Annotated in this window: 31 protein-coding genes and 1 tRNA gene; 6 read left to right on the forward strand and 26 right to left on the reverse strand. The window is 31.0% G+C overall.

What is annotated here, in order from left to right:
* Positions 1 to 141: 141 nt before the first annotated feature.
* The 3 genes from JG554_RS10180 to JG554_RS10190 all read left to right on the forward strand — a co-directional run bounded on the left by JG554_RS10180 (position 142) and on the right by JG554_RS10190 (position 1808).
* A complete protein-coding gene (locus tag JG554_RS10180) occupies positions 142 to 330 on the forward strand; it encodes a hypothetical protein (RefSeq protein ID WP_046207446.1) in 189 nt (62 codons plus the stop codon).
* A gap of 365 nt (positions 331 to 695) precedes the next feature.
* Positions 696 to 1592, forward strand: coding sequence for a TIGR01777 family oxidoreductase (locus JG554_RS10185; protein WP_064209495.1), 897 nt, complete (start codon positions 696 to 698; stop codon positions 1590 to 1592).
* Between the two features lie 18 nt (positions 1593 to 1610).
* Positions 1611 to 1808, forward strand: coding sequence for a hypothetical protein (locus JG554_RS10190; protein ID WP_107360129.1), 198 nt, complete (start codon positions 1611 to 1613; stop codon positions 1806 to 1808).
* A 141-nt stretch (positions 1809 to 1949) separates the two neighbouring features.
* Here JG554_RS10190 and clpP read toward each other — a convergent pair whose 3' ends face one another.
* Positions 1950 to 2534: an ATP-dependent Clp endopeptidase proteolytic subunit ClpP gene (gene clpP, locus JG554_RS10195; RefSeq protein ID WP_046207443.1), complete on the reverse strand. Its 585-nt coding sequence runs from the start codon at positions 2532 to 2534 to the stop codon at positions 1950 to 1952.
* 150 nt (positions 2535 to 2684) lie between these two features.
* On the opposite strand from clpP, the gene JG554_RS10200 reads away from it, so the two are divergent.
* Positions 2685 to 2756 (forward strand) — tRNA-Arg (locus JG554_RS10200).
* Between the two features lie 179 nt (positions 2757 to 2935).
* On the opposite strand, the gene JG554_RS10205 is transcribed toward JG554_RS10200, so the two are convergent.
* The 20 genes from JG554_RS10205 to JG554_RS10300 all read right to left on the reverse strand — a co-directional run bounded on the left by JG554_RS10205 (position 2936) and on the right by JG554_RS10300 (position 16767).
* Positions 2936 to 3775: an aminoglycoside 6-adenylyltransferase gene (locus JG554_RS10205; protein ID WP_154409373.1), complete on the reverse strand. Its 840-nt coding sequence runs from the start codon at positions 3773 to 3775 to the stop codon at positions 2936 to 2938.
* A 229-nt stretch (positions 3776 to 4004) separates the two neighbouring features.
* Positions 4005 to 4439 carry a hypothetical protein gene (locus tag JG554_RS10210; RefSeq protein ID WP_204174283.1) on the reverse strand — a complete coding sequence of 145 codons (435 nt, stop codon included), beginning with the start codon at positions 4437 to 4439 and terminating at the stop codon, positions 4005 to 4007.
* Between the two features lie 1451 nt (positions 4440 to 5890).
* Positions 5891 to 6223, reverse strand: coding sequence for a DUF1722 domain-containing protein (locus tag JG554_RS10215; protein ID WP_107523576.1), 333 nt, complete (start codon positions 6221 to 6223; stop codon positions 5891 to 5893).
* Positions 6224 to 6304: 81 nt separating this feature from the next.
* Positions 6305 to 6496 carry a hypothetical protein gene (locus tag JG554_RS10220; protein ID WP_107523577.1) on the reverse strand — a complete coding sequence of 64 codons (192 nt, stop codon included), beginning with the start codon at positions 6494 to 6496 and terminating at the stop codon, positions 6305 to 6307.
* Between the two features lie 400 nt (positions 6497 to 6896).
* Positions 6897 to 7244, reverse strand: a complete 348-nt coding sequence (locus JG554_RS10225; protein ID WP_203265285.1) for a hypothetical protein — start codon at positions 7242 to 7244, stop codon at positions 6897 to 6899.
* A complete protein-coding gene (locus JG554_RS10230; RefSeq protein ID WP_203265286.1) occupies positions 7237 to 7563 on the reverse strand; it encodes a hypothetical protein in 327 nt (108 codons plus the stop codon). The genes JG554_RS10225 and JG554_RS10230 overlap by 8 nt, the downstream gene beginning before the upstream one ends.
* Positions 7560 to 8096, reverse strand: a complete 537-nt coding sequence (locus JG554_RS10235; RefSeq protein ID WP_064209743.1) for a hypothetical protein — start codon at positions 8094 to 8096, stop codon at positions 7560 to 7562. Before JG554_RS10235 ends, JG554_RS10230 begins: the two co-directional genes overlap by 4 nt.
* A gap of 130 nt (positions 8097 to 8226) precedes the next feature.
* Positions 8227 to 8733: a phage terminase small subunit P27 family gene (locus JG554_RS10240; protein WP_071560459.1), complete on the reverse strand. Its 507-nt coding sequence runs from the start codon at positions 8731 to 8733 to the stop codon at positions 8227 to 8229.
* Between the two features lie 1496 nt (positions 8734 to 10229).
* Positions 10230 to 10685 carry a hypothetical protein gene (locus JG554_RS10245; protein ID WP_203265287.1) on the reverse strand — a complete coding sequence of 152 codons (456 nt, stop codon included), beginning with the start codon at positions 10683 to 10685 and terminating at the stop codon, positions 10230 to 10232.
* Between the two features lie 12 nt (positions 10686 to 10697).
* Entirely contained in the window at positions 10698 to 11336 is a 639-nt protein-coding gene (locus tag JG554_RS10250) for an HAD family hydrolase (RefSeq protein ID WP_203265288.1), read from the reverse strand.
* A gap of 181 nt (positions 11337 to 11517) precedes the next feature.
* Positions 11518 to 11970, reverse strand: coding sequence for a hypothetical protein (locus JG554_RS10255; protein WP_203265289.1), 453 nt, complete (start codon positions 11968 to 11970; stop codon positions 11518 to 11520).
* 5 nt (positions 11971 to 11975) lie between these two features.
* Positions 11976 to 12251 (reverse strand): pathogenicity island protein, encoded by a 276-nt coding sequence (locus JG554_RS10260; protein WP_203265290.1) that lies wholly within the window; start codon positions 12249 to 12251, stop codon positions 11976 to 11978.
* Positions 12238 to 13041, reverse strand: a complete 804-nt coding sequence (locus JG554_RS10265; protein WP_203265291.1) for a bifunctional DNA primase/polymerase — start codon at positions 13039 to 13041, stop codon at positions 12238 to 12240. Before JG554_RS10265 ends, JG554_RS10260 begins: the two co-directional genes overlap by 14 nt.
* Before the next feature lie 189 nt (positions 13042 to 13230).
* Positions 13231 to 14841: a phage resistance protein gene (locus JG554_RS10270; RefSeq protein ID WP_203265292.1), complete on the reverse strand. Its 1611-nt coding sequence runs from the start codon at positions 14839 to 14841 to the stop codon at positions 13231 to 13233.
* A gap of 60 nt (positions 14842 to 14901) precedes the next feature.
* Positions 14902 to 15210: a hypothetical protein gene (locus JG554_RS10275; protein ID WP_203265293.1), complete on the reverse strand. Its 309-nt coding sequence runs from the start codon at positions 15208 to 15210 to the stop codon at positions 14902 to 14904.
* Positions 15211 to 15212: 2 nt separating this feature from the next.
* The gene (locus tag JG554_RS10280) at positions 15213 to 15446 is read right to left on the reverse strand and encodes a hypothetical protein (protein WP_203265294.1); all 234 of its coding nucleotides are present in this window, start codon (positions 15444 to 15446) and stop codon (positions 15213 to 15215) included.
* A gap of 1 nt (position 15447) precedes the next feature.
* Positions 15448 to 15630: a hypothetical protein gene (locus JG554_RS10285; protein WP_203265295.1), complete on the reverse strand. Its 183-nt coding sequence runs from the start codon at positions 15628 to 15630 to the stop codon at positions 15448 to 15450.
* A gap of 9 nt (positions 15631 to 15639) precedes the next feature.
* On the reverse strand, positions 15640 to 15900 hold the full coding sequence (locus JG554_RS10290) for a DUF771 domain-containing protein (RefSeq protein ID WP_071562155.1): 261 nt from the start codon (positions 15898 to 15900) through the stop codon (positions 15640 to 15642).
* A gap of 15 nt (positions 15901 to 15915) precedes the next feature.
* Positions 15916 to 16539 carry a BRO-N domain-containing protein gene (locus tag JG554_RS10295; protein ID WP_203265296.1) on the reverse strand — a complete coding sequence of 208 codons (624 nt, stop codon included), beginning with the start codon at positions 16537 to 16539 and terminating at the stop codon, positions 15916 to 15918.
* A 12-nt stretch (positions 16540 to 16551) separates the two neighbouring features.
* Entirely contained in the window at positions 16552 to 16767 is a 216-nt protein-coding gene (locus JG554_RS10300; RefSeq protein WP_064263798.1) for a helix-turn-helix transcriptional regulator, read from the reverse strand.
* Positions 16768 to 16928: 161 nt separating this feature from the next.
* On the opposite strand from JG554_RS10300, the gene JG554_RS10305 reads away from it, so the two are divergent.
* Together JG554_RS10305 and JG554_RS10310 are read left to right on the forward strand one after the other, a co-directional pair.
* The gene (locus tag JG554_RS10305; protein WP_203265297.1) at positions 16929 to 17807 is read left to right on the forward strand and encodes a helix-turn-helix domain-containing protein; all 879 of its coding nucleotides are present in this window, start codon (positions 16929 to 16931) and stop codon (positions 17805 to 17807) included.
* Positions 17808 to 18857 (forward strand): tyrosine-type recombinase/integrase, encoded by a 1050-nt coding sequence (locus JG554_RS10310; protein ID WP_203265298.1) that lies wholly within the window; start codon positions 17808 to 17810, stop codon positions 18855 to 18857.
* A gap of 374 nt (positions 18858 to 19231) precedes the next feature.
* On the opposite strand, the gene JG554_RS10315 is transcribed toward JG554_RS10310, so the two are convergent.
* The 5 genes from JG554_RS10315 to trxB all read right to left on the reverse strand — a co-directional run bounded on the left by JG554_RS10315 (position 19232) and on the right by trxB (position 24735).
* The gene (locus tag JG554_RS10315) at positions 19232 to 20077 is read right to left on the reverse strand and encodes a YitT family protein (RefSeq protein ID WP_107360128.1); all 846 of its coding nucleotides are present in this window, start codon (positions 20075 to 20077) and stop codon (positions 19232 to 19234) included.
* Positions 20078 to 20419: 342 nt separating this feature from the next.
* On the reverse strand, positions 20420 to 21364 hold the full coding sequence (gene whiA / locus JG554_RS10320) for a DNA-binding protein WhiA (RefSeq protein WP_046207441.1): 945 nt from the start codon (positions 21362 to 21364) through the stop codon (positions 20420 to 20422).
* 51 nt (positions 21365 to 21415) lie between these two features.
* Positions 21416 to 22402 (reverse strand): gluconeogenesis factor YvcK family protein, encoded by a 987-nt coding sequence (locus tag JG554_RS10325; protein WP_105873836.1) that lies wholly within the window; start codon positions 22400 to 22402, stop codon positions 21416 to 21418.
* Positions 22389 to 23315, reverse strand: a complete 927-nt coding sequence (gene rapZ, locus JG554_RS10330) for an RNase adapter RapZ (protein WP_046207439.1) — start codon at positions 23313 to 23315, stop codon at positions 22389 to 22391. The genes JG554_RS10325 and rapZ overlap by 14 nt, the downstream gene beginning before the upstream one ends.
* A 475-nt stretch (positions 23316 to 23790) precedes the next feature.
* On the reverse strand, positions 23791 to 24735 hold the full coding sequence (trxB, locus tag JG554_RS10335; protein ID WP_046207438.1) for a thioredoxin-disulfide reductase: 945 nt from the start codon (positions 24733 to 24735) through the stop codon (positions 23791 to 23793).
* Positions 24736 to 24777: the final 42 nt, after the last annotated feature.

Consider the following 24777-nt stretch of genomic DNA (forward strand, 5'->3'; position numbering starts at 1 on the left):
AAACTATAGTAAAATAATCACATACAACACTTTTATTGTAGCTTCAACTTAATACTAATCTAATTTCGAATATTGTTTCAATACTTTTATTTAAATTATTCTTTTACTATCAATAATATCATAACAGGATGTGACTAGATTTTGAAAAAGTACGACTTATTTAATGAATCAAATCAATCACAACAAAAGCCTACCCATTTGCGTCATATGATGAGCGTAAATGATAATGATGAATCAAAAATCCCAATTAAAACACGCTATAAACTTTTTATACTTGTGCTATTTTTGTTTTTAATCGCTTTTGGCATTATCGGCTTATTTATTTTATAATATGTAGTACTTCAATTACACTATTATAATGACATCAAAATAATTTCTGCCGATTCAATGATGTATATTAAGAATCACAAAAAATTAGGCCTACACGATAATCGTATAGGCCTCTACTAAAGGGAGTCAAAATTTTACCTTCGCTAGTATATTATGGGGTATACTCGAAATAATTAAGAGATGATTAATTAATATCGAAGGTACCTTTATTATAACGACATATGATTTTATTTTAAATACATCTTAGACATAGTAAATGACATATTTTTGAACAAAATTCGAATAAATTTTGTCATACTCTTTATGAGATTTACTTGCATTTAAAGCCTGAACGATTCCATACTATAATTCTATGAGGTGATACTATGAAACACTATCTAATTACAGGCGGTACTGGTCTAGTAGGTACTCAGCTAATCGAGGCAATACAACAAAGTGATTCCAAAATCACGATATTAACAAGACAAAACAATGCTACATCACATCCTAAAATCACATATGTTAACTGGTCAGAACCGAATTGGGAAAGCCAAATTCCAGATATTGATATCGTGATCAATTTAGCCGGTGCTAGCTTAAATAATCGCTGGACCTCCTCACATAAACAAAATATAATGTTAAGCCGATTACAATCTACTCAGGCACTATACGACCTTTTTAAAAACAGAAAGCAAAAGCCAGCTGTATTCTTTAACGCCAGCGCAGTAGGTTATTACAAACCTGATTTAACACGTACATATACTGAGCTGTATCAAACATTACCATTTGATTTTTTATCTGAAGTGGTATATCAGTGGGAACGTTTAGCACGTCAATTTGAATCATTAGGCACACGGGTAATTATTGGCAGATTTGGAATGGTACTATCAAATCAAGGTGGTGCATTACCATTGATGAAATTACCTTATGATTTAAATGTCGGTGGTAAAATAGGTAGTGGTAGACAATGGTATTCTTGGATTCATATTGAAGATTTAACAAGAGCGATACTCTATACCATAAATAATGAAAAAGCACGCGGCGTATTTAATTTCACATCACCTATTGCAGAACATCAAAATATGTTTGGTTATACCATTGCAAGAGAAGTTCATCGCCCACACTATACATGGGTACCTTCATTTGCACTCAGACTTATCTTAGGTGAAATGTCGACAGTTGTACTTGATACCCAAAAAGTTTTACCTAATAAGTTGCAAGCACTAGATTTTGAATTCAAATACCCAAATCTGAAACTAGCACTAGAAAATTTAGTTCATTAAGAAAGGGACTATTTAAAAATGAAACAAGATAGTATTAGCCATATCTTATTATTCATTGCAGGTTTACTCCTCATCACCAATGGTATTTTGGCATTTGAAAAACCTGCTATTATGATCGTCATTTCTATGTCTTTAGTAATCATTGGATTATGGACGTTAGTCATTTCGATTATTTTAATTTATAAAAAGAAACAAAATCTCTTAAATAAACACTAATCATACTTTCAAAATATTATTAAAAAAACAAGCCACACATGTCAACCACATCGTATATGCATCATGCATTTTAGAAATGGTCGTACATTGTCGTGACTTGTTTTTTGTTACTTGTATGTCATTATTAGCATACGCGATATATTATGATTCTGGCACCATAACATCATCGATTAAACCATATTCTTTAGCTTCTTCTGCTGATAAGAAGTTATCACGGTCAGTATCTTTTTCAATTTGTTCAATTGATTGACCTGTGCGCTCAGCTAAAATTTTATTTAATTTAGCACGTGTTTTCAGAATATGATTAGCGGCAATTTCAATTTCAGTTGCTTGACCTTGCGCACCACCAAGTGGTTGGTGAATCATTACTTCAGCATTTGGTAAAGCAAAGCGTTTACCTTTTGCTCCTGCTGCAAGTAAGAATGAACCCATAGATGCAGCCATACCAATACAAATCGTTTGCACATCTGGTTTAATGTGTTGAATTGTATCATAAATAGCAAATCCAGCAGTTACACTACCACCCGGTGAGTTAATGTAAAGATAGATATCTTTTTCAGCATCTTGTGCTTGTAAAAATAATAATTGTGATACGATAGAGTTGGCTACGTTGTCGTCAATTTGTGAACCTAACATAATAATACGGTCTTTTAATAAACGTGAGTAAATATCATAAGCACGTTCCCCACGGTTTGTAGTTTCAATTACTGTAGGTATTAAATTCATTAATATTGCCTCCTTATTTCTAACTGATAAATTTATTTTAACCTAAAAGTCAAATATGGTCAAAAAATAACGCTTAGAATTTCATTAAACATTATAAATTATTGTTGACCAACACTTATAAGATTTGTACACTAATATTATTGTTATTTACCCCTCGTAGTGTAATGGATAACACATAAGATTCCGGTTCTTAGAATAGGGGTTCGATTCCCTTCGAGGGGATTAGTAAGTCATTTTCTCATTTTCACCCGATATCACTAGTTGTCAAAACACTTGTGGTGTCGGTATTTTTATATTTTATAGTGTCATTCGTTTTGATACGTTTTGAATTTCGCGCCCCCATTTAGTCCCCATTATAAAATCAATTGTTTTGTAAATACTTCTCTCATTATGCACGAACTTTAATTATTAAAACCAATATATTTCTTAACTTCTGCATAGTTTTCTGTATCATAATTTAATTTACATTTCTTACTGACCATTACTGCAGCATAATCAAACATTTCAGTCATTTTATATAATGCTTCTTTTATTTCATTAGTATTTAAATGAGGATAAGTGGAAGTCAATTCACTATTTTTATTAGATCCTAAATAATTAGGCAAGTATTTAAAGCTCTTACCAAAATTAACTTGAAAATCAAATTTATAACCTTTATCCCATGCAAGCATTAAAAGTAACATTCTTCTACATATATTCAAATGATCTATTAAATAAAGCAACTCATTTCTCCATATACCTTTCATTACATAGGTAGAAACCCAATAAAACTCATTTATACATTCATCAAACAATTTCTGATATGGCTTGCTTATCCAATAACTTGCTTCACTAACACTATTGTTTTTTGGTAACAAATTATCTTTATCAAGAAGTATTTTTATTAATTTATCTTCTACCAAATATTCAGATAATTTATTTTTCGATAATAATGTTAAGTCTATTCGATTGTAATCATCAAATAGCATTAATATTGGATAACGTTCTTCTAATTCAGATGGATATAAATCTTGCGCTTCTGGAAACTGTGTTATTATTCTATTTCCAAACTGATTTATCCATTCCAAATCAGCAATTATATCTTCTAAATTTTCAACAATGTAGACAATATCAAAATCCTGATGTATATCGGGTTTAATTTTTTCATTAACCCTAGACCCATTCATACATACTGCTTTTATATTTTTATCTTGTTTAGCAATATTAAGAATTAAGTCCAACATTTCTTTTTCTGTTCTCATTAGACACCTCACATTTAGTTATGGACTTTTTTGTCTGTAACTGTCTTATATGTGTAGTTATAACTACGGTTGTACAATCAGACAATTTTGTTCGTTTGCTATCGTCCATTCTTGAGCAATAGTACGTGGTCATTTTTGACTGTGTACATTGGTTGCTCTTTTTTTGAGAAACCAAACCTCATACTCATTTTTGAGTAATAGCACATAAACTTTTTTGTGTGCGTACTTTTTACACAATCATTTTTGAGTACATACTTTTGGTTAAACATTTTTGTACGACCAATGTTACTGATTTTTTTACTTTCTTAGCTCTTTTTAATGTTGTTTCAGAAACGCCTGCTAATTTAGCCAATTCAGCGTTTTCTTTTACTGGTGTCTTGACTTTTTTACCGATAGGTTCAACTGGGCTTTTCGGTTTGTTTTGTTTCAAATTTGCTAATCTATTTTCTTTTGATTTCTCTTGCAATTCTTCTATTAAATCTTTGGTATTAAGAACAACATTTAACTTTTGATTTTTATTTAAAGTTCTTCTTTTAACAGCAGTGTCTCTTACGAATTTAAGTGCTTCGCTCTTTGTCATATCTTCCTTTATAGCTGATATTTCGTTTTGATTTAATTCCTGTAACGCCCTAACTCTGTAACGCTTTTTTATTACTTTTATCAAACCGTTTTAAAGCTAAACTTTCATCAATTTTCCAAACGTTTTCTACATACTCACGAAAAATGTACCGTCATTTAATTCTATTATAAAAAACAAATCTCATTCATTTACAATTCATCCTATATAAGTATTGTATATATAATTATCCATCTTATAACTTCTTAATACAACACAAATCTTCTCTCAGAACGCAAAATACATCCCTACCTTTTATAAGATAGAGAAGTATGGGATTTACAAACTTATTATTACATTTATTACCATTTTTATATTGCTAAACATATATTCATATATATAGAAACATAAACAATATTAAAACTAGAGTTTTCATTAGTACATGCACTTTTTTGAGCTGTTACTCAATTTTAAGTAATAGTGTAATAAAGAACAGGTAAAAAAATCACCGAGTCTACAAATCTGGGGGGGCAAATTGGATTTTGGCCTGCCCTAATGATTCATTCACTCCTTATGGGTTAGCATTTTACGTCCTCTCTATTTTACAAGTATTGCTATAGTTATTACCAGTTGGATAATCTAAATCACTCAGATATGAGTAAATTTTTTACAGACTCTTCAATTTAGAGTTCTCTAATATATTCAAATCCAAATGTATAACATCACGCTTAAAATTTGCTCAAAGTTATCAAATAACCTTAATGTATAGTTTTAACATTTGGTCTGCGTTGCATCAACTAATTAAAATACATATATTAGGGGATATTTAATGCGTCAATTTTGTCTAACTCGAAAATTATTTTTGTTAATAGAATCCCTAAGTAAAATGACAATCAACGAACATGTAATGATAAATTTAGTTACTAACGCTCACCAACAGGTGAATGTTTTTATTTTGCTTGACCAAACTATGAGGAAATGATAATTTTTAAATAGACATACAATTCACATTCCTTTATTATTATTATTAAAACACACAAGTAAGAAAAGACAGGCTTTGTGCTTGTCTTTTCTTATTAAATTGCATAATTTAAAATAATGTGTCAAATTGTAAAAATGGCCATTAAACATATAATTATAATTAACATACTATAGATTATAAGGTCTTTCTGGTCTGGATTTTTTCTTGTAATAATATAATCAAATCAGTCAACACACTTAACAAATTTATATGAAATAAGCCTATAGGTTTTTTATTTATTTAAAAATTCATTTAGTGTAGAGTTATCACTTTCTTTTTCAATAAGATTCTCTATATTTTCATTGTCATTTTCTTTTGAACTTATAAATCCATCATCTATTAAACTTTCGTTTCTATTTTCTACTTCTTTTGAGTTCCAACCTATTTTGTTGATTTCTTTTTGTAATCCATATATAATCTCCTTGGTTATTTATTTGTAATATAATCAAATGTATAACATAAATAGCAATAAAGATATTAAATTAATTTAAATATTAAAAAGTAGATCAAAGTTATAATAACTACCTATAAATTATACTCACCTATTTAGATTTGGATCACTTATAATAGAGGACTGTTTTAAATAAGAAACTTCATATAAATCTGCTAACCTCTTAATAAAATCAATTAAATTTCTTTCATTTATTAATTGATTTTCAAAATCTGTTTTTAATTGTATAAATTTCTGTTTTTCTTGTTCGGTGCTTATCTTTTTGAAATACCCCCACATATGACAAAAGGCATTAATTATTGAACCTTTAGATGGTTTCTTACTTAATGCGTATTGAATTTTTTGCTGAACTAATTCGATTTCAGCATCGTTATTCATCAAATATCTAATGTCATTATAAGTATTGTGATCATGCCACAAAACTTCATATTTATATCTACTCCATAGTTTTTCTTTTTGAAGTCGTTTATTGATTTTAAATACCTACTTTCAATATTTAATTTAATAAAAAGGAATTCTTTTACTGGCTTCAATAATATCTTTAGTAAAGAAAAATTGTTTCCCTTGTCCAGTATATGCTGGATTAAGTATCAAATTTGCTTTAGCATTATATAACCATTCGGGATTTATTCCTGAATTCAAAATATCTTGAAACTCTTGAAACTCTTTATTCCAGTCTAAATTGGGTTTCATTTATAATCACCTCGTAAATATAATAGAACTCTAGTTCGTATATGTAAATAAAAAAAGACAGACTAGACCGTCTGCCTTATAAATTAAGAGTTATAATGCTAAAAACTGATAAATACATTTTAACATGACATTGAACTATCAAGCAAATAACCATCCCATAACATACTTGGGCAATTGTTATATGTAAAAATTAATAATTATAAAATAATATATATATAGCTGTATGTAAGTTTACTATAGCATTAAATATCAGAATAAGCCTATTTTATACTCACTCTAATGTGATTAAAAGAAAAAATTTAGTTGTATAATAACCAAATAAAAAAGACGACTTTAAAAGTCGTCTAGTGTGTATTCGTTAGAAAGTGATAAGTGAGTCCGTTACCTATTATATACAATTTTAGTTATATTGCAAATATTTAATCATTTTAACTATTAACTTGTCTAACATCTGCTTAACTCTCTGCTCGCCTACTTCGAATATACGAGCCATAGCTTTGTAAGTTTTCCCCTCTACCATCAGTAAAAACAAATTAAACTCTTTGAATGCTCCTACTGTTTCGGCGGCCAATTCTAGCTCGTTTAAAAATATCGCATCTTCTGTATTCATTTGATCTATACGCTTATGGCCAACTTCTGCACCTAACTCAAAGAAATCATCTGTTTCAATGGGTTTGTCTTCATAATCATCGTTAATATGCTTGTGACAACTCAATATAAACTGTTTAATCGTTTTTTTATCATACATAGCCGATTTCACTCGCCAATCGATCTAATATAGACGTTCTAGCACGCAACAATGCCCTTTGTTTAATACCGATGATGTCGCAAATAACGTCATCTGATAAGTTTTCCTTGTCCCACCACGTCAACTTGATAACTTGTTCCTTTAATAAAGAAGAATCATTATATACAGCAGTAATCCCTTTAGCTATATCGCATATATTTCGATATTGAAGGTCATTAACGCTATGAGGTCGGTTAATATACCAGTCACACAATCTGTGATAGTTCAGCATGTACTTAGATAACATTTTATAATTTACATCTTGATACTCAATAATCATATAGCAAGCACCTCACGTTCATTTTGTAGGCTTTTACGTTTAGATTCGATATAATCGTTGTAAATAACTTTATTGGCTTGTGTGCGCTTCTCATTGCGTTCTGAACGCGCTTTATGATGTATTTGGTATAAATCTCTTTGAAGTTTCTCTATGGCTTTGTGTGGCTTATATGAGCCGTTTGATTGCATGTATTGAATAACGGCCTTTTGTTCATGCGGTGGGTAGCGTTTAATCAACTTTTTAACTAGGTTCAGTCGCTTATTGGATTGCTTTTTATATCTATCCAGTTCTTCTTTTTTATCCACGATCCAACATACCAACTTTTCTAGTGGATACGAAGTGGTGATAACGCCCATTACATCATCACAGGTCATATGCGATGTATTAAGGCTATACATACATTCGATTTGTTCCTCTATTGCTTGTATTTTACGATTAATAAACATAGGATTATAAGCAGTTAATAGCTCGTATTCGGTTATCTTTTCTACAGGATAATATCTTAATACTTGCTTACAGGGTTTTAGATGCATGTTATAACCTCATTTCTTTATATAGTTATATAAACGCTTATAAGTTTTCTGCAACAGTTGCAGAAATCCATTTCTTACCAAAATTTGGAAGGCATTATTATATATTTAAGTTTGTCCAACAGTTGGACAATTAGTCATTTTTGCCTATGCCAAACTCTTCATATACTGATTTAGGCTTCTTACCTGTCACAAAATCACCTACGGGATCATACTCATTTTTTGTCTTAGGTTCCATAATCTTGAGACGTGCCTCAACAGTTAAGCCTAATTTGGGACAAATGGCGTTCATTGTATTCACGCTATCCCTTTGTATTGTGTAATGAGGTGAGAGTTTACTTCCACGTTCAGTCACAACCACCATACCTTCTTCTTGTAATTTGAGTGTGGCATTTTTGTAGTTACTATATGTTTGGCAATAAGTAGCAAGCAGACCTTTGTCTAAATCTTTTATAGGTAATTCATTAATAAGTGGAAGCACTCTATACCATTCTTGAATAGCATCATCGTCTAAAAAATCGGGTGGCTCTTTTGATAAAGGTGTAAGCTCATTCATAGCTTTCTCGGTCGCATTTCTTTGGTCTTGTACATCTTTTGTACGGTATGCTTTCTGTTGTGATAATAATTTTCTTTGTGACATCCATATCATCTCCTATTAGTATTATATGTATTGAAACAATAATTCATATTAAGCTCTGACAAACGTCTTATAATGCATTGAAAGGCTTAATAGTCGGATATTAGGCCATAAACGGCTTAAATTAGGCTATTTTATCTATTGATATTGTGAATTTTTACACAATTTTAGCTTTTCATTTCAAGATTCGGTTACGGATAAGGCGGGCTCGTTTAATTCGTTTTCTAAAAGGCTGGGCGCAAATTCAACGCCTCCCTTTAAATTTAGAAATTATTTTTCAAATTTTATTTTCTTTTTATAATCTCCAGTATTATTTTCACTGCCCGATTAAATTATCTATCCCATTAAATTTATTCATAGTATTTAATTCACACTTACTTTATTCAATTATATTTATCGCTAAAAACTTCGCTCTTAATCCATCTATTTAAGCAGCTTTCACACACTATTTAACAGTTTGTAACACTTAATATACAATCATCTATACATGCGCTGTATCACTCTCTAAACGGCTATAAACACCATTGTATATAAGCAAACCATTCACGCTTAGTCATAACGATTAGTAACTCGTTTGTGCTTCTCATATTGTTGTTACTTATCATCTAATAACAATAATAATATTTATTTTTATTACTTGAAATCAGAATCTTAATTTAGTTTTCGATTTACTTTTTAAATTTATTCTCACAAACTTTTTTGTAATTCAAATCTCAATTTACTTTTGTCTTTAACATTTACTTTTTGATTTGATGAATTAACTTCACAATTGAATTGAATCAACAATAGAAATTATTTATATTCAGAACACAATCAACAATGAAACTAAACAGAAGAACATCAACAAACAATTAATGTTAATTAAATAAGAACAAATGATTTAAGTTAATTGATTGAATCACTTTAAATTACATTTTGTTTCTTCTCTTTTATTATCAATGAACAATCACAACAAACAAATGAAACTCTTTACACAATGAGTTTGATCACTTAATGCAATGACCTTATAAACTCTGTGTTCAATAGTCTGACCTTTAATGTAGGTAGCTTAATCACTGCTTACTTTATTGTGCAGTCCTCTAAACTATCCACCTTAATAAGCAGTGTGCTTTAATACACAGTGTCTTAATGCTTGGGCACTTTATAACAGATGGCGCTTTATCATCTATGCTCATTGTTTGCCTGCACCTTTAATACCTGGGTCTTATAACTGCATGTGCTTTTATATACTATGTTGAAGTATCTGCTACACATTGAATGCGTACCACATATATATCATTGTGATTACTTTCACATATATACTTTAAGAAAAGACCACCACCAATTAATAGTGATGGCCTAAACCAACGTACAGAAGAACTAGGAACTAATGAAAATAACAAGGAGTTAAATGCCCAATGGCTAATTTAGACTTTAATACTGAGCGCTCAACATTAAAGATTTAGTATATCTTTAATATCTATATTATACCATGAACGCCGTAATAATGCCACTTTACATTACCTAGTATTAATAGAAATTGCTTTTATTTTACCAATCTTTTCAATGAGCTTATTCATCGATGTCACTTCATCTGTATAGATTTGTACATTCTTAACTTTGTTATGCTGCACTAACTTTATAAATTCTTGCATAATTGGTTTGTCATCCACTTCTATAGACAGTCCATACAGTCCTTTATTGACTACGACAGTTAAATTGCCACGATGTATCGATGCTAGGATATTACTATCCTTATTGTTGTCTAACATCACACATAGCTTGTCATTGTCTTTTAATGCTTGAAATACATTATTATCTAACTCATATGGTTTAAATGTCTGATAGTTAGGATCTACTGTTTTGGTCGTTCCCATTTCTACAGGTTTATCAGTCGTAAGTGCTTGTACTGTAATTCGATTCTTTTGCTTATTATATTTAACGTTATTATCTGATTGTTTGATTGTTGTTAGCATATACTCACATCCTTACCATTGTTTCTTGCCATAATGATATTTTTGGAACTCATCACGAGAAACGGCATCTAATGCTTTCTCCAGTTGCCATGCATAGCCTCTAGGAGTCGTTTGTTCGTCGTACTTGTTGCCATCACCTAAATTAATTTCGTGGGCTAACATTTGGCCTTTATACTGGTTGTGAATGTTACCAGGATTATTTTTCTCTTGCTTAACATAACGTTCACGAGATATACGACGACCAGCCTCATTTTTATTCTCAATCATTTTACGATACACTTTTACAACATCTTGCAGTTTATCCTGCATCTCTTTCGCTAGTTTTTGATGTTCATCCTTAAATCCTGTCATTTCTTTGTTGTATGCCTTATAGAACTGGTCAAATTCTTCTTCAGTTACTTTATAATCTGATGAGTTAAGTTGTTCGTCGACTTCGATTAATTCTTGTTCTAAATCTGATTGTAGACTTTTTAATTTTGTTGCTTCTGCAAATTCATCATTATTTTGATGATGTGTAATTTTACTATTAATCTGTTTAATACGATTTGTTAGCTGATGGTACTTCTGCTTAACCTCTTTTGCCTTAACACCTTTATCATAGATTTGGTTATCAAAGATATTGATTGTATTGTCTTGTACTGTTTTTGCCATAATTAAATTCCTTCTTTCGTTTTTGATTTATTATTCGCTTTATTGCACTAAAGTCTTTCTTATTTCTAGCATATTGCCTTACCAGTGAATCAAGATACCTAACAGATACATTGTTCACATGGGTAGGTAAACGCGCTAGAATCTGATGTGCTATCCGTTTGTGATTCATGGAAACACTCCCTTAACTTATTTTCTGTGTATTACCTTTAATATGGTGCGTAGGCATTATATAGTGACTATTTCTATCAATTTCTAACATACGCTTACCATCTCTATATTTTTGCCAATACGTAGCATCTGCAGTGAGTTTATTAATTTCATCTAGTAAATACTTAATCGCTAAATGATCACCACGTAAATATATTGTCATATGCCCTACACTGTTATAGTTGAGTTTCAAATTGTACCCTCTTAACCACAAGAAGATTGATTCAGTGTTTAACCTTGACTGCAGCGTTGCTTGTCCTAAACTGGATAAGCACCAATCACATGTTATGAAATCAATTTCTAAATACTGATACTTGCCCTGTGTTTTATAGATGTGACAAATGGGTTTGTTAGCAATTTCTAAATTCTTAATGTCATTAAAGTTGAGTTTCTTATTATTTAATTTGAATGGTTGCTTATAGCTCATTTTCTTCATCCTCTATTCTTTTTAATATATCCCAAATAATTTTTAGTACGTGCCATTACTAATTCAAAGCCACCATGAGCAATCAATTTATAACTGGTACGTCTATTAGTATTAGGTACATAACTTTCACGCCATGCCACCCATTTTCCATCAATGTATTCAACATAAACTGCCGATATTTTGCTTATTGAACAGAAATACATTTCTTCTGGTATTCCAACAATTAGTCCTATCTTTTCAGCTTGCTTATCATAATTTATTTCAATATTAGTAGCCTGCACTTCTTACAGTCGCCTCCCAACTTCTCTCATCAAAAACATCACCGTTTTTATTATCCCCAATCAATATACGCAATGGTTCAATGTCGATGTTACATTGCTTCGCATAGCTTGCTGCTTTATATAAATCATCATTCCTATATTCGCTTTCACCATTTACAATACGTTGATATGCTTGTTTACCTAATCCACCTTTGCCAGCACCTAAATGGTCAAAACTGTGGTCTGATAGCACTTGTTTCATGGAATATGGCTCTAATACTTGTTGTGTGTAATTACCACGTTTAGAAAATATACGATTTTCAAAATCTCCATTATATTCCGTTACATCTTTGTTATTGTGTTTATAAATTCCCTTACGTGTTTGACTATTCGCTAACACAAAATAGTTGTTATCATGTGCCTTTATATCTACTGATGGTAAGTAATCTATTTTTTGACCATATTCAACGTCATCACGTTTCTTGAATATTATGTGCTTTCCACCACTAGGCGTTGTTTGTACCAATGTATTTTGTGCATTAGCAACAATTTCTTCATAAAAAGGAATCATCTTTAAACTTTCAAAACCGTTTTTATCTTTACTATGATCTACATCAATATCGATACACCACACCCCACGTGTAAGTACACCTAATACATGCGTTTGATGATATAAACTTGAATGATATTCAATGAAATCATCTATAACATCTATATCTGCAAAAGTAACACTAGGTTTTTTATGCTGATTCAAAGGTATAACTTGAATATTCTTTTTTAATAAATATTTTGCTACATGGTAACCTGTCATTGAATACCTCCTAATTAAGAGTGTCGGTCACCCTTGTTACGCTTATTTTCTCTATAATAGTAAAGCATATTTACATTTATAAAAAACGCTATAGAAATTAGAGTGACAAGAGTGACTGACTGTCATATCAACAATATAAGAGTGTCTATAAGAGTAACCGTCACCCTTATAAGAGTGACTTTTGTAAAATCATTCAATAAGTGAATGTGCCATATCAAATAACTCTTGGTTTCCTATTTTATGAACTTTGTAGCTTTTACCTTCAATTTTCTTATCATTACTAATGGATACACCTATTTTTTTCATATCTTCTTTAGCTTGTTTGTAACGCAAATTTTTATAATCTTGTTCAACTAATCGCTGAAGTGTTTCGTCTCCTGCTAGAATAAATCCTTGTGTACTTAGAACCTTCAGCATATTAACTTGTGTTTCCGTCAATTCATCTTCGCTAAAATAATGTTTAAGTGTTACATCATTAAAATTAAATTCTCGGCCAATTACTTTCAGATACTCTAAGCTTGTAATCAAGAATGAAACTGCGGCTGCTACTGATTTTTTACCATTAGGTTGTACAAAATCCCAATAAGGCTTAAATATTTGATAACGTTCTTCGTCTGTTTCGTTAAGTGGTCTATCTTTAAGTGAAATCTTAATTGTACGTGTCGTATTCGCTGTAATCTCCCCTGTGTCCACACTTTCATTTGTATCAAGAATTAATACTGCGTTATTTTTAAATGTGAATGCATTTCTGCCTATCCCACGCCCCGAAATAACTTCACCAGTCGCAATTTTTCTTAATATACGCATCATACTTTTTGTGATTTCACCTGTTTCGTTGGCATGTGCAATATCTGCACCGTAAAAATTCATCCATTCGTTAGATGCTTCAAATCCACCTGAAATTAAGCTGTCAAAGTTTACTTTATTAACTTGTAACAATTCATCAAATGTTGTCATGAATAACCCTTTACCTGAACGTCCGAAGTCTTTCATTAAAAACCATTTTTCTGCTTGTATGAGATTCATTTTGCGATACATAGCATAAGCATGTACTAACATTAAATTATTTTTACTCTTATCACTTTCGGTAACTAGATTATAGAAGCGTTTAGGTGTGTCTGTATCAATCGCTGATGCATTAACATCATATTTTTTAGCGTATAATTCATCTAAATTAAGTGATTTTTTCTTGAACTCTAATTTTCTGCAATCGTAAATCCAATCATTACCTGCAATGGTATATGGAAGGATATTGTAACCATGCTCTACATTTAGGTGTTCACGATACATTTCAAGCATGACTTCTAAAAAATCGTTTATCTGGTGCTTATTGTCGACTGGATAATTAAGTGCAAAATTTGTTTCGTCTATTACTTCATATGTGTTACTTTTGACTATTAAAAAAGCATCCAATTCATTTGAATAAATAACTTTTTCTGATATGAGATCTGCAATAAATCTTGCGTAATTGTTGAATGCATCTGCTTTAAAGCTTGCTTTCTTTTCCTCTTCGCCATTATCATTTTCTGTAATTTTAGTACTTACAATTCCATAAATAACTCCAATTTCTTTGGGAATTATGATATAATCTAGTGTAAGGTTACTAATGTAATCACCGATATCATTCTTTTCACGATGATATAAATTACCTTTATTATTAAAAACTTGTTTATCACTAGAGATAGAAGCGAAATTAATTCGCTTACTAATCTCCTTGATTCTGGATAAACTTGTTGTATTGATATAATCTAAATTTGAATGAAATTCAAAATGTTGTTTATAAAGTGTTGTTTCGTCCATACAATCAACCTTTCATATATGATAGTATTTAGTTAGATATTTTTAGTTAAATATCTGTGTTTAGGCGTTATCATTCTGCTTGCCGGCTTGTGATAATGCCTTTTTTTCTTGCTTAATATTAGCTTGAATATCTTCATGCATAGATTCAATATCATTTCTGATTGCTAATAAAGTAGCTGTGACAATGTAGTTTTGCTTAATATTATTATTGATAGCTTGGTGATATATAGGCTGATTATTCTTTACTGCATATGCTCTTTCATCCTCTAATTCTGATGATTCCATACCGAGATAGTCCAATACTGACTGAATCTTATTTCTCAAATCTGCAAACTCTACGCTTTCTTGTACTTTTTCTGAATAATTCATAATTAATTACTCCCTTTTCTAATATTTTTCATTTGCATTTTTAAATCTGTTAAATCGATGGTCAACTTGTTGTTTAAATTAAATAGCAATTCTCCTAAATCTTCGCTAATTTCTTTATCCAGTGGTTTTGAATTACAGTAATCAACTAACCATTGCATTAATTCGTTTGAGTAATCACTTTGACCTAATATGTGATGTATCTTTTCTGTTTGTTCGATATATTCATCTTTGATCATTTTACTTCTCTCCTAACTTATATTTACGTCTTAATTTTCTATCTTCCAAACTATCTTTAACCACAATTGATATAAGTGATAGTGGTGTATATAGACTTAATGCATGGAAGATGTCTTGTGTGACAATTCCAATAATTGATGACACTGTAGCACTTGCGATAATTAATGCAATAAATGTTTTCATTCTATCCTCCTAGGAATTATATATTTCGTTAAAATTTTTCTTAATATACTCTTTCATTGGTTCTGCTAAAAACTTGTAATGATCTGCTTGTGATTTAGGTTCATGTACATACTTTTCAATGTCCTTTTTAAATCTCGGATTAAGCAAAAGTTTTTTCATAACTGAATTCCTTGATAATTGCATGTGTGACTGTAAATCTTTAAATGACCACACAAGTTTAGGTTCATTGATAATCACAATACCGTCATTCTCTTGTAGTTGTTCTTGCATCATTTTCACTCCTTATTAAGCAGTTGCTTGTGTATTCAAATATTTATTGTAGATAGTTTTACTGACTGAAATATCTAAACCAAATTTGTTAATAGAAGTCATTAAGTCGACTGTGTCATCTAAAATTTGTTGACGAATAATTAACATATCTTCACTCATTTGATCTTTTTTTAAGGCTTTATCATAACCAAACAATGTTGAAACACATTTATTAACTACAGTTTGACATTTCATATAACTAATCTTATTGGGATTAGATAAACCTTTTTGCAAAACGTCCATAGCTTTTCGTTGATGCTGCTTATCCATTAAATGAAATACTTCATGTTGCTTTAATCCGATTGATTGTCTTAACTCTTTAATCACTTGCTTAACCCATTTCTTAAATTCTTGTGCTTCATCACGTCTACTATTCCATATAGATTCGTAAATGCCTACTTCTGAAACAATTACAGCTTTTTGCTTACCTTTAAGGGTGTCCACATTATGGACGGCCTTTTCTGACACATCTAATAATCTAGTCATATGTGGTGTGTGTGAATACCCTAATGCTTTTGCAACATCACCTGCTATGGCCCAATACTCCCCGTCTTTTTCAATAAAACGAATTTCTTTACCGTCAAAAAATTGTTTAACCATCGAACTTCCTCCTCACACTTTTTCTTTCATTTCAAATATTTCAGATACATCAACATTCAATGTATTTGCAATTTTAATTGCCATTATTTCAGAAGGTAGTGTTTTACCATTAATAATTCTTGAAAAATAACTTCTTTCAATCGGTACTTTTCTACATAAATCAGATTGATTCATATTATTCTTTACAAGAAGAATCAATAAATCTTTTTTACGAATTGAATATTCCAAAAAATCACCTCTTCCAAATTGTAAAACGTTTCATACTGTTTTACTGTTTTAATATATTTATATCTTACCAACATTCTTGATAAAGCACAAGGGTTTTGCTTAATTTTGTTTCAAATTGTTTTAATGTTTCAAAAATGGTAAAATGCATGAGAGGTGATAATATGGCATTAAACGAAATGTTAAAAAATTTAAGAAAAAGTAAAAACTATTCTCTAAGAGAACTTTCTGAAGCGAGTAATGTTTCACATTCATATATATATAGATTAGAGGATGGAAAGGTAAAGCATCCTGATAAAGAAAAATTATTAGCAATTGCTTTTACTTTAGATCCAACAAATAAAGATGATACCTATTTAAAAATGTTGAAGTCAGCAAGTTTAGATTGTTCAAATGCAGAAAATGAATTAAATGAGTACACTCAAAAACAACTTGATAAAATCAGTGATTATAAAGAAATAACAAATGAAGTAATTAATGGAATGAAAACTTTCAATAATTACATGAGAGTAGTTAAGGGGCAAAAAGGACAAAAAGCAAAAGAAATAATAGAGTTGGATGAGCCATATTTAGATATAAGATGGTTATTAACTCAAAATAAATATTCTATATATTATGGTGAAGATCCAATCAAAAATACAGTTGGTTCAGAATTTCTTGGAAATGTTTTTATAATAACTGACGATGAAAAACATAGAATGCTAAATGAGTTAGATTCATTAAAGATACATTTTGAAAAAGAAAGAGAATATAACTTATACGAATTAGAAAAGAATCATGAAATTAGAAAAATCAAAAAACAAGATGACGAATACCAACTAATATTCGATTTACTAAAAAATAATATAAATGATAGCAATGTGCTCATGGAAAGGTTAGCCTTAATAGAAGGAAGCAGAGAAATATTTAATGCTAAGGAATTTCACGAAGAAATAGAGAAAGCAGTAGAACAACAAGATGCTTTAAAATTACAACGTCTAGTAAGAATGACTACAATAAATGAATTGAAACAATACTTGTCAGAACAAAATCGAGGTGATTAAGTGGCATACATTGAAAAGCGAGGTAAAACATGGAGATATTCTATCTCATATGTAGACGATGAAGGTAACCGTAAAAAAGTTCAAAAAGGTGGTTATCGTACTAAACAAGAAGCTAAACGAATTGCAGAAGATTTAGAATATAAAATGAGAAATGGTTATGCTGTAAGTAATGATATAACATTTGCAGATTATTTTTATCAATGGTATGAAGTTAATAAACTACCACACCTATCAGAATCAACTAAAAGACATTATGAATCTGCATACAAGCATATTAAAGACCATTTTAGACACAAGTTATTAAAAGATATTAAACGTACTGAATACCAAAAGTTTCTCAATGAGTACGGTTTAACGCATAGTTATGAAACGATTAGAAAGTTAAATAGTTATATACGTAATGCATTCGATGATGCTATACATGAAGGTTATGTTATTAAAAACCCTACATACAAAGCAGAATTACACGCATCTATCCCAGCCAAAACAGAAGAAATGAAGTTTATTAATGAATCAGAATTCAAAAAACTTAAACATTATTTTGAACAAAAAAATACCACCTCATCACTTGTGCTATTAGTAGCACTTGCAACAGGTGGTAGATTTTCAGAAATTGCTAAATTGAAACGTGAAGATCTGGATATTAAAAATAATAAAATTCATTTAAGAGGTACTAAGACCGAAACATCAGACAGAATAATAAGTATTGACGCAGTAACTATGAAACGTATTCAATCATTTATTGATTCACGACCTACTAATATCAGTGGTTACATCTTTACTGTTGATGGTAAAACAATAACAAATGCTGCTGTAAACAAAGTACTGAGAAAAGCATGTGATAATCTAAATATAAAAGAGATAACTATTCACTCGCTAAGACACAGCTTCTGTTCTATACTCATACATCATGGCTTTTCAATACTATATATATCAAAACATTTAGGACATTCCAACCCAGCCACAACACAATCCATTTACTCCCACTTACTTCAAGAAACTTATGAGCGTGAAGATGAAAAAGCAATGAAATTACTAGAAACTATTTAAGCCACTTAATTATAAATATTAGGTGGTTTTTTACTATAATTTATTTTCCAGTCCCCAAATAGTCCCCACAACGAAAAACAAAAGCTTATATAACAGCGTTTAATTACTTTATAATATGCCCTTCGAGGGGATATTTTGGATAATCTTCCTTAAAACCATCAAACTGAACATTGAAGTTTTCGGGCTTTCATTGACATTTACTATCCGTTGATGAAAGTCTTTTTTTATTTTCACACCATGAAAAATACCAAACCAGTAGATTTGAAACTCGCTGTTATTCAAAACGCTTAAATTTCAACATTTAAGCGTTTAAGATTTTGTGAAAATGATTTTGTATTTATTTATCAATATTTAATAACTTAAGCATAACACTATTACTTTACATTGATAAACGTGCTGCCTAAGACATCTCGCACATCATGAATAACTAAAAAGGCATTTTCATCTACTTCATTGACTAATTTTTTCACTCTTGTCACCTGAGATTGCGGCACAACAACATATAACATCGTTGTTTCCGTTTTTGCATAACCACCTTTTCCATTTAATAAAGTTGAGCCCCGACCAGTAAAGGAATTAATTTTGTCACTGATGATTTCATTCTTATTAGATATGATTGTAACGCCTTTTTTAGGATTAAAGCCTTCAATTATAAATGAAGTCGCTCTTTCAGTAATGAATAGCATAATAATCGTAAACAAGACATTCTTTAATGGTAACACCATCAAGAATGATAAGACGACAATGCCATCTAGAATAAAAATACCTTGTGATGTCTTCATTTCTGAGTATTTACTTATAATTTTAGCAATTACAGATGTGCCTCCAAGGGTACTCCCTGTAGAAATTACAAGTCCAGCACCTATTCCTATAATTGCACCACCAAATACAGAATTTATAACAAAATCATCTATCCCAAAATTAATATTTTCAGTTACTCGTAAAAAGAATGAGAGTGCCGTGTTTGAAATAACGGTATAAACAGCGATTGTTTTACTTAAATACTTCCAGCCGATAAAAACGACTATGGTATTAATAATCAAAGAAGACCAAGCTGGAGAAAATCCCAAAGTGTATTTTAAGGCTAGCGCAATACCTACCGTACCGCCATCACCCAAATTCGATCCAAGTAAAAAGCAATTTACACCTATAGCGTTGATAAACGTTCCAATTAAACATAAGATGATACTTTTATAATGATTTTTTATTAATGCTGTCATTGATTCACTCCCATTCTATTTCATTTAAATTTTAATCATGTCACAGACTATCTGCCATAACCTGTACTAAATATGATACTTAGCTGTACCTAACCTTAGACTGCAATAGCATACGCTTAATCGTCATAATCTATTTGGTATCAACAAAGTAAGTTGATGCTTCAGAAAATACAACTCCGTTTGAATCATATTAAAAAAGACACCTCATATGAGGCGTCATATATAAATCTAATTAGCATATTATAATATCAAAACGCAGTTTTTTTCAATAACATTTTAATATATTTTTAAAATTAGTTTTAACATTGGTAATAAGCACCATTTTCTTTTACAGACAAATGATTAAAGTTCAATTGTTTCACCACTCCGAATTTTATCAGCCATTTGGTTTAATTTTCTTAAACGATGATTGACACCGGATTTAGAAATTGTACCCGTAGACATCATTTCGCCTAATTCTTTCAGAGAAATTTCTTGATGCTCTATGCGTAACTTCGCTATTTCCCGTAATCGATCAGGAAGATTATCTAAACCAATTTCTTGGTCGATTAGTTGAATGCTTTCGACCTGCTTCATCGCTGCACTAACGGTTTTATTTAAATTCGCCGTTTCACAATTGACCAATCGATTTACGGAATTTCTCATATCTCTAACAATACGCACATCTTCAAATTTAAGTAATGCCTGATAGCCACCGATTAAACTCAAGAAATCAGAAATTTTTTCAGCTTCTTTTAAATAAGCAATGCTTCCTTTTTTTCGTTCTAGATGTTTAGCATTGAGTTCATATTCATTCATTAAATTCGTAATACCTTCGGAATGGTCTTCATACAATGAAAATATTTCTAAATGATAAGAAGATGTTTCTGGATTATTCACTGATCCACCCGCAAGAAAAGCACCTCGTAGATAACTTCTTTTCATTTCATCTTCACGAATCATCGCTTCATCTATTTCATGCGTAAAGACACCATTTTTCAATATACCTAATTCATCTAAAATTTCTTTAGCACGTGCTTTAATTCTACAAATATAAATATTGTTCTTTTTTAATTTCATTTTTTTTCTTACAAGTAGCTCTACTTCAACATTAAACACTTTTTTTATTAAGGAATATATCCGTCTTGCTGTCGTAGCATTTTCAGTTTGAACATTAATCACAAATTGTTGATTGGAAAGACTGAGTGCACCATTCATCCGTATAAGCGCACTGAGCTCTGCTTTTGCATTTGTTTCATCTACTTCTATTCTAGTCAGTTCATTTTTCATTTCTGATGCAAAGCTCATACATCTTCAGCCCCTTCTTATCTAAGTTTAATACTTAGTTTTTTTACGATTTTATTTATCTCGTTTAAATTCAATCGTTTCTGTCTCTCTCATAGCGATCTCGTAAATCATTTTAGACAAGACCTCTGTATTGTGTCGAACATAATTTTCTTGTGATACTTCCACCAAGTTTTCGTGCGTAAAAACTTTGATGTTTTGTGCTTCCATATCACTCATATTGCATTTAACTGGAACTGCCCCATCTTCTTTATAACGTTGTAAGACATCAGTGTTAAAAGTTTGGGTACTACATATAGCATAGTTTATACATTGACGACCCATGTGATTATGTATTGCTTCGACATGATCTAAGGCAGTGTAATGATTGGTCTCACCAGGTTGTGTCATAACATTTGATACATATAGCTTAGGCGCATCACAATTTAATAACGAATCCGCAATACCTTTAACGCATAAATTTGAGATTACACTTGTATATAACGAACCTGGTCCTAAAACGATTAAGTCTGCATCCTCTATCGCTTCAACCGCTTCTTCCATAGGTTCTACATTTTCTGGTTCTAAAAATACACGTTCGATTTTTTTATTTTTTTTAGGAATTTTTGATTCACCATAAACAATTTCGCCATCTTCCATCACTGCATTTAAGCGTACACTAGAATTTGTAGATGGTATCACACGGCCTCTTATATTTAAAATTTTACTTAATTCTTTTACTGCATGGCCAAAATCATCATTTATATTCGTTAATGCAGCTATCAATAAGTTGCCTAAAGAATGACCTTCAACTTGATTTTCTTTAAAACGATATTGAAACAATCTTTCAATTGTTGATTCAGAATCACTGAGTGCTGAAATTACATTTCGTATGTCACCTGGTGCAGGAATATCCATTTCATTTCTGATTTTCCCCGTACTACCTCCATCATCAGCAACTGTGACAATCGTCGTAATATCTATCGGGAAGTCTTTTAAACCACGTGCTAAAACAGATAAACCTGTACCACCGCCAATAAGTACAAGTTTAATTCTTTTCATTTTTTCGTTTCACGCCACTTTCAATTTGAGCATCTCTATGATGCACATATACATTATAGTCAAAATTTTCATTAAGCTCTGCACCAATACGTTTTGCTAAAGCTACAGAACGATGCTGGCCTCCAGTACAACCAATCGCTATCACAAGTTGTGATTTACCTTCTTTTTTATAACCTGGAATCATAAATTTTAATAAATCCATTAATTTCTCATAAAAAATATTTGTTGCTTTCCATTTCATAACGTAATTATATACTGCTTCGTCTTCACCAGTTAATGGTCTGAGTTCATCTACATAATGCGGATTTGGCAAAAATCTCACATCAAACACTAAATCTGCATCCATTTGAATACCATGCTTAAACCCAAAACTTGTTACATTGATATTAAATGTTTGATAATTACTTTGATTAAAGTAATCTCCAATGCGCTTACGAAGCTCTTTAGGTTTCATAAATGATGTATCAATCGTATAATTTGCTAAACTTTGAATTTCAGCGAGTAAGCTGCGTTCTTCTTCAATTGCTTCAATTAATGAGCGCTGGCCTTGTTCGTTTAATGGATGTGCACGTCGCGTCTCTTTATAACGCGAAATCAACTTTTCGTTGGATGCTTCTAGGAACATCATATCAACAATAATGTCTGAGTTGCTTTTGATTTGATCGATTTCTTTAATCAATGATTTGAAAAGTTCTTTCCCTCTTAAATCAATGGCAATGGCAACCTTTTGCAACGAAGGATTTCCTTGACCCATTAATTCTACAAACTTCGGCAATAGTATTGGAGGTAAATTATCTACACAAAAATAACCGATATCTTCTAAACTTTGAATTACAACCGACTTACCTGCGCCAGACAAACCAGTCACAACTAATAATTCACTTTTAGTCACTTCTTTTTCTTCTCGTTGCATTGCTTTACACCATCCAAAGATTATTTTTAATATTCCATTTATAATATTGGAATTTTTATCCATATACGCAATCGTTTTAACTTAGTCAGTTTATGACCACTATGCTATCACATTATATTTTACATGAAAAACGACTTTGGTAGTAGTTTTATCACTTAATTCACCTTAACTGCTATTGCAGACTGACTTAAAAGTAACAAAGTTGTTGCCAAAAATGTTAAAGGACCTTTATCTCTTTTTCGATTCACATCATTTATGAAAAGCAGCATCTCTTTACGACGTTTTAAAAATCATCACGCATACATCTGCATAAAAAAACTAAAACGCATAACTAGCGAATACTTCAACCTTAAAATGCGATTATGTAAAAAAGCTAGAATGCTCAACCTACATGCTTCGTGTAAGGTTGGTACATTCTAGCTCTGTCTGAATCTCGTTATTATTTAATTAATTACAGTAAATAACGCTTTTATGCCTATGCTTCTATAACATCTTTTAATTCTTCAATATATGAAATTGCACTTTGTGCTGCAATACTGCCATCGCCTGTTGCAGTTACGATTTGACGTAGACCTTTTGCACGTACGTCACCAGCAGCATATACGCCTGGTATTTTCGTACTCATATCTTCATTAGTAACAATATAACCTACTTCATTTGTAATGCCTAAATTTTCAAATGGTGCTGTTAGTGGTTTCATACCAATGTATACGAAAACACCATCAGCATCTAATGTTTGTTCAGCACCATCTTTAGTAGATTCTAAAGTAACTGAACCAACTTTGCCGTCTTTTTCATTGATTGTTTTTAGAGTATGGCTCCAAATAAAATCGATTTTATCGTTTTTAAATGCACGATCTTGTAAGATTTTTTGCGCACGTAGTTCATCTCTACGGTGTACGATTGTTACACTATCAGCAAATTTTGTAAGGAATGTACCTTCCTCAACTGCTGAATCTCCACCACCGATGACAAATAATTTTTTGTTTTTGAAGAATGCACCATCACATACTGCACAATAACTTACACCGCGACCGCCTAATTCTTGTTCACCTGGCACACCAATTTTTTTATATTCAGCACCAGTAGATATAATCACAGCTCGTGCAGTAATTTCACTGTTTCCAAGATTTATAACTTTGTATTGACCTTTATCTTCTATTGATTTGATATCACCATATTGATATTTTGCACCAAATTTTTTAGCATGTTCAAACATTTTAGTTGATAAATCTGGCCCTGTTATCATTTCAAAACCTGGGAAATTTTCAACTTCTTCTGTATTTGCCATTTGTCCACCTGGCATACCACGTTCAATCATTACAGTACTTAAGTTTGCACGCGATGCATATACGGCAGCAGTCATACCAGCTGGTCCTGCGCCTACAATTGCAACATCAAAATCCACTTGTTCAGCCATTTAAATTGCCTCCTGTTTATTAATTCATTATACGCATTATAT

This window comes from Staphylococcus sp. 11-B-312 (assembly GCF_016743055.1).
Taxonomy (GTDB): Bacteria; Bacillota; Bacilli; order Staphylococcales; family Staphylococcaceae; genus Staphylococcus; species Staphylococcus ureilyticus.

What these genes read in the sequence shown, in the direction of transcription:
- rapZ (WP_046207439.1), bottom strand. Translation starts at nt 23,315, where the DNA reads ATGCAACGAGAAGAAAAAGAAGTGACTAAAAGTGAATTATTAGTTGTG.
- JG554_RS10290 (WP_071562155.1), bottom strand. Translation starts at nt 15,900, where the DNA reads ATGCAAGAACAACTACAAGAGAATGACGGTATTGTGATTATCAATGAA.
- JG554_RS10185 (WP_064209495.1), top strand. Translation starts at nt 696, where the DNA reads ATGAAACACTATCTAATTACAGGCGGTACTGGTCTAGTAGGTACTCAG.
- JG554_RS10280 (WP_203265294.1), bottom strand. Translation starts at nt 15,446, where the DNA reads ATGATCAAAGATGAATATATCGAACAAACAGAAAAGATACATCACATA.
- JG554_RS10235 (WP_064209743.1), bottom strand. Translation starts at nt 8,096, where the DNA reads ATGCATCTAAAACCCTGTAAGCAAGTATTAAGATATTATCCTGTAGAA.
- trxB (WP_046207438.1), bottom strand. Translation starts at nt 24,735, where the DNA reads ATGGCTGAACAAGTGGATTTTGATGTTGCAATTGTAGGCGCAGGACCA.
- JG554_RS10315 (WP_107360128.1), bottom strand. Translation starts at nt 20,077, where the DNA reads ATGACAGCATTAATAAAAAATCATTATAAAAGTATCATCTTATGTTTA.
- JG554_RS10250 (WP_203265288.1), bottom strand. Translation starts at nt 11,336, where the DNA reads ATGGCAAAAACAGTACAAGACAATACAATCAATATCTTTGATAACCAA.
- JG554_RS10205 (WP_154409373.1), bottom strand. Translation starts at nt 3,775, where the DNA reads ATGAGAACAGAAAAAGAAATGTTGGACTTAATTCTTAATATTGCTAAA.
- whiA (WP_046207441.1), bottom strand. Translation starts at nt 21,364, where the DNA reads ATGAGCTTTGCATCAGAAATGAAAAATGAACTGACTAGAATAGAAGTA.
- JG554_RS10255 (WP_203265289.1), bottom strand. Translation starts at nt 11,970, where the DNA reads ATGAGCTATAAGCAACCATTCAAATTAAATAATAAGAAACTCAACTTT.
- JG554_RS10225 (WP_203265285.1), bottom strand. Translation starts at nt 7,244, where the DNA reads ATGTATGATAAAAAAACGATTAAACAGTTTATATTGAGTTGTCACAAG.
- JG554_RS10305 (WP_203265297.1), top strand. Translation starts at nt 16,929, where the DNA reads ATGGCATTAAACGAAATGTTAAAAAATTTAAGAAAAAGTAAAAACTAT.
- JG554_RS10275 (WP_203265293.1), bottom strand. Translation starts at nt 15,210, where the DNA reads ATGAATTATTCAGAAAAAGTACAAGAAAGCGTAGAGTTTGCAGATTTG.
- JG554_RS10270 (WP_203265292.1), bottom strand. Translation starts at nt 14,841, where the DNA reads ATGGACGAAACAACACTTTATAAACAACATTTTGAATTTCATTCAAAT.
- JG554_RS10190 (WP_107360129.1), top strand. Translation starts at nt 1,611, where the DNA reads ATGAAACAAGATAGTATTAGCCATATCTTATTATTCATTGCAGGTTTA.
- JG554_RS10245 (WP_203265287.1), bottom strand. Translation starts at nt 10,685, where the DNA reads ATGCTAACAACAATCAAACAATCAGATAATAACGTTAAATATAATAAG.
- JG554_RS10265 (WP_203265291.1), bottom strand. Translation starts at nt 13,041, where the DNA reads ATGACAGGTTACCATGTAGCAAAATATTTATTAAAAAAGAATATTCAA.
- JG554_RS10240 (WP_071560459.1), bottom strand. Translation starts at nt 8,733, where the DNA reads ATGTCACAAAGAAAATTATTATCACAACAGAAAGCATACCGTACAAAA.
- JG554_RS10230 (WP_203265286.1), bottom strand. Translation starts at nt 7,563, where the DNA reads ATGATTATTGAGTATCAAGATGTAAATTATAAAATGTTATCTAAGTAC.
- JG554_RS10325 (WP_105873836.1), bottom strand. Translation starts at nt 22,402, where the DNA reads ATGAAAAGAATTAAACTTGTACTTATTGGCGGTGGTACAGGTTTATCT.
- JG554_RS10295 (WP_203265296.1), bottom strand. Translation starts at nt 16,539, where the DNA reads ATGGTTAAACAATTTTTTGACGGTAAAGAAATTCGTTTTATTGAAAAA.
- JG554_RS10220 (WP_107523577.1), bottom strand. Translation starts at nt 6,496, where the DNA reads ATGAAACCCAATTTAGACTGGAATAAAGAGTTTCAAGAGTTTCAAGAT.
- clpP (WP_046207443.1), bottom strand. Translation starts at nt 2,534, where the DNA reads ATGAATTTAATACCTACAGTAATTGAAACTACAAACCGTGGGGAACGT.
- JG554_RS10285 (WP_203265295.1), bottom strand. Translation starts at nt 15,630, where the DNA reads ATGAAAACATTTATTGCATTAATTATCGCAAGTGCTACAGTGTCATCA.